This window comes from Georgenia phoenicis, assembly GCF_047302425.1.
Classification (GTDB): domain Bacteria; phylum Actinomycetota; class Actinomycetes; order Actinomycetales; family Actinomycetaceae; genus Oceanitalea.
This window is the reverse complement of sequence record NZ_CP154855.1, coordinates 2,403,801-2,416,877: the sequence shown is the minus strand read 5'-3', so window position 1 is coordinate 2,416,877 and position 13,077 is coordinate 2,403,801. Positions and strand designations below refer to the sequence as shown.

The following is a 13,077-nucleotide window of genomic DNA, read 5'->3' as shown; positions in this document are numbered from 1 at the left end:
ACCGCGCCCCGTCAGATCTCGCGGACGACGACGGCGCCCCACGCCGGCACGGGTACCTCGCCCTCGTGGGTGGTCCCGCTGAGCAGGTCGGTCCCGCTCGCGGACACGCGCTGCTCGGCGCCGGTGTGGTTGAGGACGAAGAGGTAGCTCGCCTCGGGCCCGTGGCGGCGCACGACCTCGACCCCGGCGGGCGCGTCGGCGGCGGGGCGCACGCCCGACTCCTCGAGGAGGGCGTCGACGAGGCGGCCGAGGGCCACGTCGTCGAGGCGTGCGGCCTCGTACCAGGCCGCACCGGAGCCAACGGCACGGCGGGTCAGTGCAGGGGTGCCGGCGAGCGGTCCCTCCGCCAGGGTGCGGACCGCCGTCGCCCCGGCGAGGCGGAGCTTCTCGGTCCACACGCTCACCGACGTGCCGTCGTCGAGGGCGAAGCGCTCCCCGGCGAGCAGCGGCGCGAACTCCTCCGTCCGCACCCCGAGGAGCTCCCGGAAGGCACCCGGGTACCCGCCGAGGCGGACGTGGTCGTGCTCGTCGACGATGCCGGAGAAGTAGGTGACGACGACGGTCGCCCCCGCCTCGGCCGCCCGCGCGAGGGACGCGGCGTGCTCGTCGCGCACGAGGTGCAGCGTGGGCACGACGACGAGGCGGTAGCCGGACAGGTCGGCGCCCGGGTGGACGACGTCCACCGTGACCCCGCGCCGCCACAGCTCGCGGTAGTAGGCCTTGATGCGGTCCATGTAGGTGACGTCGACGCTCGGGTGGGAATCCAGCTCCACGGCCCACCACGCCTCGTAGTCGAAGACGATGGCGGCCTCGGCGCGCACGCGCGAGCCGCGCACCTCCGCGAGGGCGCGCAGGGCCTGACCCAGGCCGACGGTGCCCTGCCACACCTCGGAGTCCGTCCCGGCGTGGGGCACCATCGCCGAGTGGTACTTCTCGGCGCCGGCCACCGACTGGCGCCACTGGAAGAACATCACCGAGTCCGCGCCCCGCGCGACGTGCGCGAGGGAGTTGCGCAGCATCTCACCCGGGCCCTTGGGCCGGTTGCGCGGCTGCCAGTTGACCGCGGAGGTGGAGTGCTCCATGAGGATCCACGGCCGGCCGCCGGCCACGCCGCGGGTGAGGTCGGCGGAGAGCGCGAGCTCGATCTCCCGCTCCGGGTCGTCCGCCCCGGTGTAGTGGTCGGTGGCGACGACGTCGACCTCCTGCGCCCAGCGGAAGTAGTCGATCCCCTTCATCGACGTCGTCGTCATGAAGTTCGTCGTCATCGGCACGTGCGGGGTGAAGGTCCGCAGGGTGTCGCGCAGGTCGCGGTAGTAGTCGAGCATCGCGTCGGAGGAGAAGCGGTCGAAGTCGAGCTGCTGGGTGGGGTTGGGGTAGGTGGGTGCTACCCGCGGGGGCTGGACGTCGGCGAAGTCGCCGTAGCGCTGGGACCAGAACGCGGTGCCCCACGCCTCGTTGAGGGCCTCCACCGTGCCGTAGCGCACCCGCAGCCACTCGCGGAAGGCCTCGGCGGCGGCCTCGGAGTAGTCCCGGGGCACGTGGCAGCCGATCTCGTTGTCGATGTGCCACAGGGCCAGCGCCGGGTGGTCCGCGTAGCGCTGCGCCATCCGCGCCGCCATGCCCGTCGCGTACTTCCGGAAGAGCGGGTGCGTCACGGCGTAGGCCTGCCGCCCGCCCTGGGACAGCACGGTGCCGTCGGCCAGCCGCGGGAGGATCTCGGGGTGGCGGGCGGTGAGCCACGGCGGCGGGGAGGCGGTCGCCGTCGCCAGGGCGACCCGGATCCCCGCGGCGTGGAGCCGGTCGAGGACGTCGTCGAGCCAGCCGAAGTCGTACTCGCCCTCGCGCGGCTCGATCGTCGCCCAGGAGAAGATCGCGACCGACACGAGGTTGACCCCCGCCTCCCGCATGAGCTCGACGTCCTCGAGCTGGGTGGCCACCGGCCACTGCTCGGGGTTGTAGTCGCCGCCGTAGCCGAGGCCGACGACGCCGGTGGGCCAGCCGTCGTTCGGGGGCGTTGTCCTGGGGGCGGGCACAGGGTCGGTCACGTCTCTCACCTTCCGGGGGAGGGTACGGAAACCCCCGATGCTAGCCGGGGTGACCTCTCGGCGTGAAACGATTCACGACAACGGCCCGAATGGCGGCCCGGAGCGTTGACAGCCAAAAGGGGCCGCTCTAGGGTGTGATGAAACGATTCATAGCGGGGGACCCTGCCCGCCCGAGGACCGGAGGCGCGACGATGCGTGTCTGCTTGATATCGAAGGTCCGGCCGGACCGCCTGGCCGAGTACCGCGAGCGCCATGCCGCGGTGTGGCCGGAGATGCTCGAGGCCCTGCGCGACAGCGGGTGGCGCAACTACTCCCTCCACCTCTCGCCGGACGGCGTGCTCGTCGGGTACCTGGAGACCGAGGACTACGAGGCGGCCCAGGACGCGATGGCCGCCACCGAGGTCAACGCCCGGTGGCAGGCCGAGATGTCGGAGTTCTTCGTCAGCGACGCCAGCCCCGACCGCACCTTCACCGTGCTCGAGGAGGTCTTCTCCCTCGAGGACCAGCTGCGGGCCAACGGCCTGCCGGTGACCCCGACGACCCAAGGAGCGCACTCGTGACCGCCACCGACGCCCTCACCACCCTGGGTGAGCTGGAGATCGAGCTGCCCTCGTGGGCCTTCGCGAACTCCGGCACGCGCTTCAAGGTCTTCCCCCAGCCGGGGGTGCCGCGCGACCCCTACGAGAAGATCGCCGACGCCGCCCAGGTGCACCGCCACACCGGTGGCTCGCCCACGGTGGCCCTCCACATCCCCTGGGACACCGTGGAGGACTACGGGCACCTGCGCCGCTACGCCGAGGACCTCGGCATGCGCCTGGGCACGATCAACTCCAACACCTTCCAGGACGAGGACTTCAAGTTCGGCTCCCTCGCCGCCCGCGACGAGAAGGCCCGCCGCAAGGCGATCGACCACCACCTGCAGTGCCTCGAGGTCATGGCCGCCACCGGCTCCCGGGACCTGAAGATCTGGCTGGCCGACGGCACGAACTACCCCGGCCAGGACGACCTGCGCGGCCGCCAGGACGCCCTCGCGGAGTCCCTCGCCGAGATCTACGACCAGATCGGCGAGGACCAGCGCCTCGTCCTCGAGTACAAGTTCTTCGAGCCGGCGTTCTACCACACCGACGTGCCGGACTGGGGCACCGCCTACGCCCAGGTCGCCGCGCTCGGGGAGCGTGCCGTCGTGTGCCTCGACACCGGGCACCACGCACCGGGCACGAACATCGAGTTCATCGTCATGCAGCTGCTGCGGCTGGGGAAGCTCGGCTCCTTCGACTTCAACTCCCGCTTCTACGCCGACGACGACCTCATCGTCGGGGCGGCCGACCCCTTCCAGCTCTTCCGGATCGTCGTCGAGGTCCTCCGCGGCGGCGGGCTGGGCGCCGGGTCGCCGGTGGCCTTCATGCTCGACCAGTGCCACAACATCGAGGCGAAGATCCCCGGCCAGATCCGCTCGGTCCTCAACGTCCAGGAGGCCGTGCTCAAGGCGCTGCAGGTGGACCACGCCGCCCTCGCCGAGGCGCAGGCCGCCCAGGATGTCCTCACGGCCCACGGCGTCCTCATGGACGCCTTCTGGACCGACGTCCGCCCCCGCCTCGCGCAGTGGCGCGCCGAGCGCGGCCTGCCCGAGGACCCCCTGGCCACCTTCGCCGCCAGCGGCTACCTCGAGCGGATCGCCGCCGAGCGCGTCGGCGGCACCCAGGCCGGCTGGGGCGCCTGACCCACTCTTCCCCTCGATACACATCACGGAGATTCTGTTGAGCACCCCGTCCGACCTCATCGCCCGTTCCAACCGGCTCGGCGCCGACCCCCGCAACACGAACTACGCCGGCGGCAACACCTCCGCCAAGGGCACCGCGACCGATCCCGTGACCGGCCGCCCGGTCGAGCTGTGCTGGGTCAAGGGCTCCGGGGGCGACCTCGGCACCCTCACCGAGGCGGGCCTGGCCGTCCTGCGCCTGGACCGCCTGCGCGCCCTCGTCGACGTCTACCCCGGCGTCGAGCGCGAGGATGAGATGGTCGCCGCCTTCGACTACTGCCTCCACGGCAGGGGCGGAGCCGCCCCGAGCATCGACACCGCCATGCACGGCCTGGTCGAGATGCCCCACGTCGACCACCTCCACCCCGACTCCGGGATCGCGCTCGCCACCGCCGCCGACGGCGAGGCGCTCACCCGCGAGTGCTTCGGCGACCGCGTCGTGTGGGTGCCGTGGCGCCGTCCCGGCTTCCAGCTCGGCCTCGACATCGCCGCCGTCCAGCGGGCCAACCCGCAGGCGATCGGCTGCGTCCTCGGCGGCCACGGGATCACCGCGTGGGGCGCGACGAGTGAGGAGAGCGAGGCGAACTCCCTCGAGATCATCCGCACGGCCGAGGCCTTCATCGCCGAGCGCACCGAGCGGCTCGCGGCCGAGGGCAGGCACCCCTTCGGCGCCGTCGTCCCCGGCCGCGAGCCGCTGCCCGACGACGCCCGCCGCGCCCGCGCGGCCGCCCTCGCCCCCGTCATCCGGGGCCTGGCGAGCACGGACCGCCCGCAGGTGGGCCACGTGACCGACTCCGCCGTCGTCCTCGACTTCCTCTCCCGCGAGAAGCTGGCCGCGCTGGCCGAGCTGGGCACCTCCTGCCCCGACCACTTCCTGCGGACCAAGGTCAAGCCGCTCGTCCTCGACCTGCCCGCCGACGTGCCGCTCGAGGACGCCGTCGCGCGCCTGCGCGAGCTGCACGCCGCCTACCGCGAGGACTACGCCGCCTACTACGAGCGCAACGCCGAGCCGGACTCGCCGGCGATGCGCGGCGCCGACCCGGCGATCGTCCTCGTGCCCGGCGTGGGGATGTTCTCCTTCGGGAAGGACAAGCAGACCGCCCGCGTCGCGGGGGAGTTCTACGTCAACGCGATCAACGTCATGCGCGGGGCCGAGGCGATCTCCACCTACACCCCGATCGACGAGTCGGAGAAGTTCCGCATCGAGTACTGGGCGCTGGAGGAGGCCAAGCTCCAGCGGATGCCCAAGCCCAAGACGCTCGCCACCCGGGTCGCGCTCGTCACCGGCGCGGCGTCGGGCATCGGCAAGGCGATCGCCAAGCGGCTCGCGGCGGAGGGCGCGTGCGTCGTCGTCGCCGACCGCAACCTCGAGGGCGCCGAGGAGGTGGCGCAGGCGCTCGGCGGCCCCGACCGGGCCGTCGCCGTCGGCGGCGACGTCACCGACGAGGACGCCGTCGCGGCGCTCGTGGCGGCCGCGAACCTCGCCTTCGGGGGCGTCGACCTCGTCGTCAACAACGCCGGTCTGTCGATCTCCAAGCCGCTGCTCGAGACGACGACGGCGGACTGGGACCTCCAGCACGACGTCATGGCCCGCGGCTCCTTCCTCGTCGCCCGCGAGGCGGCCCGCGCGATGATCGCCCAGGGCATGGGCGGGGACATCGTCTACATCGCCTCGAAGAACTCCCTGTTCGCCGGCCCCAACAACGTCGCCTACGGCGCCGCCAAGGCCGACCAGGCCCACCAGGTGCGGCTGCTCGCCGCCGAGCTCGGGGAGCACGGGATCCGGGTCAACGGCGTCAACCCCGACGGCGTCGTCCGCGGCTCGGGCATCTTCGCCGGCGGCTGGGGTGCCAAGCGCGCCGCTGTCTACGGGGTGCCGGAGGAGGAGCTCGGCAAGTACTACGCGGGCCGCACGCTCCTCAAGCGCGAGGTGCTCCCCGAGCACGTCGCCGCCGCCGTCCTCGCCCTCACCGGCCCCGACCTCACCCAGACCACCGGCCTGCACATCCCGGTCGACTCCGGGGTCGCCGCCGCCTTCCTCCGGTGAGCGTGTACGCCGCCGTCGACCTCGGTGCCTCGAGCGGCCGGGTCATCGTCGGGCGCCTCGAGGGCGGCCGGCTGGAGACCACCGAAGTCACCCGCTTCCCCAACGCGCCGGTCGGCGTGCCGGCGGGGGAGCGGGAGGTGCTCCACACCGACGTCCTGGGCCTGTACCGGGAGGTCCTCGCGGGGCTGCGGACGGCGGTGCGCGAACACGGCCCGCTCACCTCGGTGGGCATCGACTCGTGGGCGGTGGACTACGGGCTGCTCGACGCGGACGGGGCGCTGGTGGGCAACCCCGTCCACTACCGGGACGCGCGGACCGCCGGCGTACCGGAGCGGGTCTTCGCGCACCTGCCGGCCGAGTGGCTCTACGCTCGCACCGGCCTGCAGGTCCAGCCCTTCAACACGATCTTCCAGCTCGCCGCGGCGGCCGGCAGCGCGCAGCTCTCCGCGGCACGGGCGCTGCTCCTGCTGCCCGACCTCCTGGGGCACTGGCTCTCCGGTGCGTTCGTCGCCGAGGTCACCAACGCCTCGACCACCGGGCTGGTCGACGTGCGCACCCGGCAGTGGTCCGACGACGTCGTATCAGGCCTCGCCGCGCTCACCGGCAGCGACGTGGCCGGGCTGCTGCCCCGCCTCGTGGAGCCGGGGACCGCCGTCGGGCGGCTGCGCCCGGAGCTCGGGGTGGGGGAGGCACGGCTCGTCACCGTCGGCTCGCACGACACCGCTTCGGCGGTTGCGGGCGTGCCGATGGGCTCGCCGCGGGCCGCCTACATCTCCTCGGGCACGTGGTCCCTCGTGGGCCTCGAGCTGCCCGGGCCGGTGCTCACGGCGGCCAGCCGCACCGCGAACTTCACCAACGAGCTGGGCGTGGACGGGACGGTGCGCTACCTGCGCAACGTCACGGGCCTGTGGGTGCTCCAGGAGTGCCTGCGCGCCTGGCGCGAGGAGGGACAGGACCTCGACCTGCCCGAGCTGCTCGCCGCCGCCCGCGCCGAGCCCGCCCTGGGCTGCGTCGTCGACCTCGACGACCCCACCTTCCTGCCGCCGGGCGACATGCCCGCGCGGCTGGCGGCGGCCGCCCGGCGCGCCGGCCAGGAGGCGCCCCGCGGCCCGGCGCAGGCCGCCCGGTGCATCCTCGACTCCCTCGCCCTCGCCTACCGCCGCGCCGTACGCCAGGCCGGCGCGCTGGCCGGGCGGGAGGTCGACGTCGTCCACGTCGTCGGCGGCGGGGCGCGCAACGAGCTGCTGTGCCAGCTCACCGCCGACGCGACCGGCCTACCGGTCGTCGCCGGGCCGGCCGAGGGCACCGCCGTGGGCAACCTGCTCGTCCAGGCGCAGGCGAGCGGTGAGCTGCCCACCGGCCTGGCCGCCCTGCGCGAGGTCGTCGCCGCCTCCACGGCCACCCGCCGCTACCGGCCCGCCGGCGATCCTGCGGCCTGGCAGGCCGCCGATCAGCACCTGTCCCCGACCCACCAGCACTGACCAAGGAGCCACCATGCCCGTGCGCGAACCGCTCCCGGAGCTCGACGCCCTCCTCGCCAGCATGGGCGAGGCCGGCTCACGCATCAGCGAGATCGACGCCAGCGAGGCCGGCGCCGGGAACATCTCCGCGTACCTGGGCTGGGACGTCGAGCTGCGCCACCGCTTCCCGGTCCAGGAGGAGGTCACCCTCCCGCTCGCGGCGCCGTCGCTGGCCGGCGGCACCGTGCTCGTCACCGGCTCCGGGCGACGGCTGCGGCAGATCGCCGGGGACCCGCTGGCGAACGTCGGCGCGCTGCGGGTCCACGAGGGCGGGCTCACCGGCACCCTGCACAGCTCACCGCGGCGGCTGTTCGCCGCGCTGACCAGCGAGCTCAACTCCCACCTCGCGGTGCACGAGGACCACGTGGCGCGGCGCGGGCTGCTCTTCCACGCCGTCGTCCACGCGCAGCCGCCGCACCTCACCTACCTCAGCCACATCCCGGCCTACCGCGACGACGCCGCGCTCAACGGGCGCATCCTGCGCTGGGAGCCGGAGTCGGTCGTCGCGCTGCCCGAGGGGGTGGGCGTGCTCGACTTCATGGTGCCCGGCTCGGACCAGCTCATGGCGGCGAACGTCGCCGGACTGCGCCGGCACGAGATCGTGCTGTGGAGCAAGCACGGGGTCATGGCGCGCTCGGACGACTTGGTGACCCGCGCCGTCGACCGCATCGACTACGCCGAGACCGGCGCGCGCTACGAGTACATGGACATCGTGGCCGGTGGCCGCGCCGAGGGGCTGACCCCCGCGGAGACGGCGGATGTCGCCACGGCCTTCGATGTCAGCTCTCCGTGGGTCCGGCCGTAGAGTCTGCACGCAGTCACGTCGAGGAGGTCGTCTTCATGGTCAAGCGTCAGGTCCCCAACCCGCGCGAGGTGCTCGAGCTGGTGCAGTTCAAGCGGCCCAGTCTCGACGCGCGCAAGCGGCGGCTGGACGCGGCGCTGACGATCGAGGACCTGCGGGCGATCGCCAAGCGGCGCACCCCGGCGGCCGCCTTCGACTACACCGACGGCGCCGCGGAGGGCGAGCTGTCCCTCGCCCGGGCGCGGCAGGCCTTCCAGGACGTGGAGTTCCACCCCTCGATCCTGCGCGACGTCTCGCGGGTGGACACGAGCACGACGATCTTCGGCGGCCCCTCGGCCCTGCCCTTCGGGATCGCGCCCACCGGCTTCACGCGGCTCATGCACACCGCCGGTGAGGTCGCCGGCGCGGGGGCGGCCGGCGCGGCGGGCATCCCCTTCACGCTCTCCACGCTGGGCACGACGTCGATCGAGGACGTCAAGGCGGCCAACCCCCACGGGCGCAACTGGTTCCAGCTCTACGTCATGAAGCAGCGCGAGATCTCCTACGGGCTCGTCGAGCGCGCCGCGGCCGCGGGCTTCGACACGCTGTTCTTCACCGTGGACACCCCGGTGGCCGGGGCGCGGCTGCGCGACACCCGCAACGGCTTCTCGATCCCGCCGCAGCTGACCGTGCGCACGGTCGCCAACGCGGTGCCCCGGCCGTGGTGGTGGGTCGACTTCCTCACCACGCCCAAGCTCGAGTTCGCCTCCCTGTCCTCCACCGGCGGCACCGTCGGTGAGCTGCTCGACTCGGCGATGGATCCCTCGATCAACTACGAGGACCTCGCCACCATCCGGGGCATGTGGCCCGGCACGATCGTCGTCAAGGGGGTGCAGACGGTCGCCGACGCCAAGCGGCTCGCCGACCTCGGGTTGGACGGCATCGTGCTGTCCAACCACGGCGGGCGCCAGCTCGACCGCGCCCCCGTTCCCTTCCACCTTCTGCCCGAGGTGGTCCGCGAGGTCGGCAGCGACCTCGAGGTCACGATCGACACCGGCATCATGAACGGCGCCGACATCGTCGCCGCCGTCGCCCTGGGGGCCCGCTTCACCTTCATCGGGCGCGCCTACCTCTACGGGCTCATGGCCGGCGGGCGCCAGGGCGTGGACCGGGCCATCGCGATCCTCGCCGACCAGGTCCGCCGCACGATGAAGCTCCTCCAGGTCACCACCCTCGAGGAGCTCGGGCCCCAGCACGTCACCCAGCTCCAGCGACTGGTCCCGCGGCCGCGCCCCTAGGGCTCAGCGGCGGCGCCCGGTGCACCGCCGCAGCCGGGCCAGCAGGCCGCGCCGCCCGTCCGGGTGCACCCGGGCGAGCGGCCGGCGGTGCGCCGTCCCGGCGGGCGGCACGTCGAGGGCGAGGTCGGCGACGACGGTGAGGTCCGGGCGCCCCTCCGGCGCGCCGACCGCCCGCCCGCCGAGCCACACGGTGCGCAGCTGCTCGCCGTCGATCTCGAGGACGGCGAGGTTGTTGTCGAACCACGGCCCGGCGATCCCGTGCCAGCGCCACGGCGGCTCGGGCACGCGCGCCCACCGGTAGAGCAGCGAGCCGACCGGTCGGGCGGCGTGCGAGCCGAGCGCGGCGAAGGCCCGCAGCGCGCGGGGGAGCGGGTTGCGGATGGGGGAGCACACGAGCTGGAGCATCCGCGAGCCGCTGCGGCGGTCCACCTCGGTGACGTAGGAGAAGTGGACGTCGCCGGAGAGGAAGAGCACCGAGGCGGGCGGGGCGCCGCGCCGCCCGTCGGCCACCTCGGTGACCATGCGGGCCACCGCGGAGAACGCGTCGCCGAAGGCGGCCCAGTGCTCGAGGTCGAGCTCCTGGCGCAGCCACTCCCCGGCCCGGGCGAGGCGCCCACCGAGCCGCCCCTGCGCCACCACCTCGTCCAGCGCCTCGATGTGGTGCAGCCCCATCGGCAGGAGGAAGGGCAGGGAGGTCGCCACGAGGAGGTGCTCGACGTCTCCAGTGAGCTGCTCGTCCAGCCAGGCCATCTCGTCGTCGTCGAGCATGGACCGGTGGCCTGGGTCGAGCTCGCGCGCCGCCCGGGAGTCGACGACGACGAGCCGCGACCGGCCCAGCGGGTGGGTGTAGCTCCACCGGTAGCTGCGGGGCTCCCGGTCGGCGCGGTCGGCGAAGGCGTCGACCGCGTCGGTGAGGTCCACCTCGGTGCCCGGGGAGGCCTGCTGGCGCCGCTGCAGCTCCGCCCACAGCGGGTCGGCCGCGCGCTCGGCCACTGAGAGGTTGCCCAGGTGCTGGTAGACCCAGTAGGAGCCGAGGCCGGCCACGATCCGCCCGTGCCACCAGCTCGTCTCCTCCATCTGGCGGCGCCAGGTGGCCGAGGTGTTCCAGTCGTCGCGGATGTCGTGGTCGTCGAAGATCATGAGGGAGGGCAGCCACGACAGCAGCCACCGCAGCGCCGGCTCGCCCCACGCCAGCCGGTACAGGTGGGCGTACTCCTCGAAGTCGGCGAGCTCGTCGCCCGGCTCCTCGGTGATGTCGCGGCGGGCGGCGATGAACTCGCGCATCGCCGCCGACGTCGCGTCCGCGTAGACCTGGTCGCCCAGCAGGAGGAGCAGGTCCGGGCCCGTGCCCAGCGGGCCGGTCTCCCCCTGCGCGAGCGCGAGCGCGTAGGTGCGCAGCGCGTCGACCCCGTGGCTGAGGTGGTGGACGTCGTCGTGGGGGACGCTGGTGCGGCACGAGCCGAAGCCGAGGCGCACCGGCGCCGTGTCCGCGCGTCCGGTCAGGGTGCTCGCCGGGAACGCGGCGTCCGCGGGCGGCCAGCACACGCCGTCGTCCACGAGCACCTCGTACGGGACCCGCGTTCCCGGACGCAGACCGTCCACCTCGACGAGGGCGTAGTGGTGCCCGTGGACGGCGAAGGTGCGGGCCGACCACGTGGCGCCGTCGTCGGGCAGGCGGACGGTGACCGTGGCCGCCCGGGCGGTCTCCACCCACACGGCGGCCGTCCCCGCCTCGACGCGGCGGACCATGGGACCCAGCACCAGCTCGGCTGTCATGGGAGCAGTGTCCCCGTGCGCGGCCGCGGGCGCGGGCGTTCGGGCCTGTACGGCGTGGGCGCCGAGTCCTACGATCGGTCACGTCAGCGCCGGCGCCGGTGCCGGCCCCGCGGCGTGGAGGTCGTCATGACTGGTCGAGTGGTCCACTTCGAGATCCCCTTCGACGACAGGGCGCGGGCCAAGCGCTTCTACAGCGACGTCTTCCACTGGGACGTCGAGGAGATGCCCGAGCTCGACTACGTCGGGGTGCAGACCGGGCCCGCGGGGGCGGACGGCATGCCCGGTGAGCCCGGGTTCATCGGCGGTGGCATGACGGCCCGCGGTGGCACGAACACCGCCACGGTCATCGTGCTGGCGAGCACCGACATCGACGCCGACCTCGCCCGCGTGGAGTCACACGGCGGGCAGGTCGTCGAGGGGCGCACGCCGGTGGGGGACATGGGCTTCGCGGCGTACTTCAGGGACTCCGAGGGCAACGTCGTGGGCCTCTGGGAGAACGCCTAGGCCGTGAGCAGGCTCGTCGCGGTGTAGCCGGCGGCGAGTGCGAGCACGGCGAGGGCCGGTCCCATCGCGGCAAGCGGGTCCTTCGCGCGCGCGTGGAACGCGACCGCGCCCACCATGAGCAGCACGACGCCGCCGCCCGCCGCGACCCCCAGCCACGGCCACCACAGCAGTCCGGCGACGATCCCCGCCACCGCGGCGAGCTCGAGGAAGCCGATGGCCCGGTAGCGCGGCCACGCGACCGACAGGTGCGCGGCCATGTCCCGCATCGCCTGCTGCCCGGTCACCTTGCTGAGCGCGGCGACGAGCAGCAGCACGCAGGTGCCGGCGGCGAGGACGGTCCGGGCGGTCTCCACGCGTCCGATCGTGCCCGACGGCGGGTGGCTGCGTCCTGGGAAATGTGGCGCCGGTCTCGCGCCACCAGGACCATGGGCCCGCGTTCCGGGCAAATCGTCCCGGCACGATGGAGGCAGCCGGGAGACACCGGCACCGAGGGGCCCGGAGGGGCCACGAGTGGAGGAAGCATGGAGATCGCCGGCAAGGTGTTCGTCGTCACCGGGGGCGGCAACGGCATCGGACGCGCCGTCGTCCTCGACCTGCTGGCGCGCGGGGCCGGGGTGGCCGCCGTCGACGTCAGCGACGCGGCCCTCGCCCAGACGGTGGCGCTCGCGGGCAACACCGGCCCCCGCCTCACGACGCACGTCGTCGACCTCGCCGACCGTGCCGCCGTCGAGGCGCTTCCCCAGGCGGTCCTCACCGCCCACGGCCAGGTCGACGGCGTCCTCAACGTCGCGGGCATCATCCAGCCCTTCGTGCCGGTCAAGGACCTGTCCTACGAGGACATCGAGAAGGTCATGGCGGTGAACTTCTCGGGCGTGGTCAACATGTGCAAGACCTTCGTGCCGTACCTCCTGCAGCGGCCCGCCGCGAGCCTCCTCAACGTCGGCAGCATGGGCGGCCTGTCCCCGGTCCCCGGCCAGTCGGTGTACGGCGCGAGCAAGGCCGCCGTCAAGCTCTTCACCGAGGGCCTGTACGCCGAGCTCCTCGGCACGCCCGTGGCCGTCACCATCGTCTTCCCCGGTGCCATCGCGACGAACATCAGCGCCAACTCCGGGGTCGGCGGGGCGCGTGACGCCTCCGAGGCGGACGGGGCGATGAAGACGACGACGGCGCAGGACGCCGCCCGCCAGATCATCGCCGCCGTCGAGAAGGGCGCCTACCGCGCCACCGTCGGCAGCGACGCCCGGATGATCGACCTCCTCTCGCGGCTCATGCCGCGGCGCACGACGGAGATGGTGACGAAGAAGATGGGCGCGATGCTCAAGAGCATGGCGCCGAGCAAGGCCTGAG

Annotated in this window: 11 protein-coding genes; 8 read left to right on the top strand and 3 right to left on the bottom strand. The window is 73.6% G+C overall.

Translation table 11 applies throughout. The annotated features are described in order from the left end of the window. Positions 1 to 11 precede the first annotated feature (11 nt). Positions 12 to 2,045, bottom strand: a complete 2,034-nt coding sequence (locus tag AA0005_RS11485) for a beta-galactosidase (protein ID WP_413450307.1) — start codon at positions 2,043 to 2,045, stop codon at positions 12 to 14. 191 nt (positions 2,046 to 2,236) lie between these two features. On the opposite strand from AA0005_RS11485, the gene AA0005_RS11480 reads away from it, so the two are divergent. Genes AA0005_RS11480 through AA0005_RS11455 form a run of 6 tightly spaced genes read left to right on the top strand, consistent with a single transcriptional unit; the run spans position 2,237 to position 9,450 of the window. After that, positions 2,237 to 2,605 (top strand): L-rhamnose mutarotase, encoded by a 369-nt coding sequence (locus AA0005_RS11480; protein WP_413450306.1) that lies wholly within the window; start codon positions 2,237 to 2,239, stop codon positions 2,603 to 2,605. After that, positions 2,602 to 3,765 (top strand): L-rhamnose isomerase, encoded by a 1,164-nt coding sequence (gene rhaI / locus AA0005_RS11475; protein ID WP_413450305.1) that lies wholly within the window; start codon positions 2,602 to 2,604, stop codon positions 3,763 to 3,765. Before AA0005_RS11480 ends, rhaI begins: the two co-directional genes overlap by 4 nt. Before the next feature lie 37 nt (positions 3,766 to 3,802). After that, positions 3,803 to 5,851 (top strand): bifunctional aldolase/short-chain dehydrogenase, encoded by a 2,049-nt coding sequence (locus tag AA0005_RS11470; RefSeq protein ID WP_413450304.1) that lies wholly within the window; start codon positions 3,803 to 3,805, stop codon positions 5,849 to 5,851. Further along, the gene (locus AA0005_RS11465) at positions 5,848 to 7,332 is read left to right on the top strand and encodes a rhamnulokinase (RefSeq protein WP_413450303.1); all 1,485 of its coding nucleotides are present in this window, start codon (positions 5,848 to 5,850) and stop codon (positions 7,330 to 7,332) included. Before AA0005_RS11470 ends, AA0005_RS11465 begins: the two co-directional genes overlap by 4 nt. A 13-nt stretch (positions 7,333 to 7,345) precedes the next feature. After that, a complete protein-coding gene (locus tag AA0005_RS11460) occupies positions 7,346 to 8,176 on the top strand; it encodes a class II aldolase/adducin family protein (protein WP_413450302.1) in 831 nt (276 codons plus the stop codon). 35 nt (positions 8,177 to 8,211) lie between these two features. Beyond that, positions 8,212 to 9,450, top strand: coding sequence for an alpha-hydroxy-acid oxidizing protein (locus AA0005_RS11455; protein ID WP_413450301.1), 1,239 nt, complete (start codon positions 8,212 to 8,214; stop codon positions 9,448 to 9,450). A 3-nt stretch (positions 9,451 to 9,453) separates the two neighbouring features. Here the strand turns inward: AA0005_RS11455 and AA0005_RS11450 are convergent, their stop codons facing one another. Continuing rightward, entirely contained in the window at positions 9,454 to 11,226 is a 1,773-nt protein-coding gene (locus AA0005_RS11450; protein WP_413450300.1) for an alkaline phosphatase D family protein, read from the bottom strand. Between the two features lie 126 nt (positions 11,227 to 11,352). On the opposite strand from AA0005_RS11450, the gene AA0005_RS11445 reads away from it, so the two are divergent. After that, complete coding sequence (locus AA0005_RS11445) at positions 11,353 to 11,730, top strand: VOC family protein (protein WP_413450299.1); 378 nt, start codon at positions 11,353 to 11,355, stop codon at positions 11,728 to 11,730. On the opposite strand, the gene AA0005_RS11440 is transcribed toward AA0005_RS11445, so the two are convergent. Then, positions 11,727 to 12,083 carry a DoxX family protein gene (locus AA0005_RS11440; protein WP_413450298.1) on the bottom strand — a complete coding sequence of 119 codons (357 nt, stop codon included), beginning with the start codon at positions 12,081 to 12,083 and terminating at the stop codon, positions 11,727 to 11,729. The two genes, AA0005_RS11445 and AA0005_RS11440, sit on opposite strands and share 4 nt — an antisense overlap. A gap of 168 nt (positions 12,084 to 12,251) precedes the next feature. Between AA0005_RS11440 and AA0005_RS11435 the strand changes: the two genes are divergently transcribed. Then, positions 12,252 to 13,076, top strand: coding sequence for an SDR family NAD(P)-dependent oxidoreductase (locus tag AA0005_RS11435; RefSeq protein ID WP_413450297.1), 825 nt, complete (start codon positions 12,252 to 12,254; stop codon positions 13,074 to 13,076). Position 13,077: the final 1 nt, after the last annotated feature.

Coding starts and splice junctions, on each gene's coding strand:
- AA0005_RS11460 (WP_413450302.1), top strand. CDS start 7,346: ATGCCCGTGCGCGAACCGCTCCCGGAGCTCGACGCCCTCCTCGCCAGC.
- AA0005_RS11455 (WP_413450301.1), top strand. CDS start 8,212: ATGGTCAAGCGTCAGGTCCCCAACCCGCGCGAGGTGCTCGAGCTGGTG.
- AA0005_RS11435 (WP_413450297.1), top strand. CDS start 12,252: ATGGAGATCGCCGGCAAGGTGTTCGTCGTCACCGGGGGCGGCAACGGC.
- AA0005_RS11480 (WP_413450306.1), top strand. CDS start 2,237: ATGCGTGTCTGCTTGATATCGAAGGTCCGGCCGGACCGCCTGGCCGAG.
- AA0005_RS11450 (WP_413450300.1), bottom strand. CDS start 11,226: ATGACAGCCGAGCTGGTGCTGGGTCCCATGGTCCGCCGCGTCGAGGCG.
- AA0005_RS11445 (WP_413450299.1), top strand. CDS start 11,353: ATGACTGGTCGAGTGGTCCACTTCGAGATCCCCTTCGACGACAGGGCG.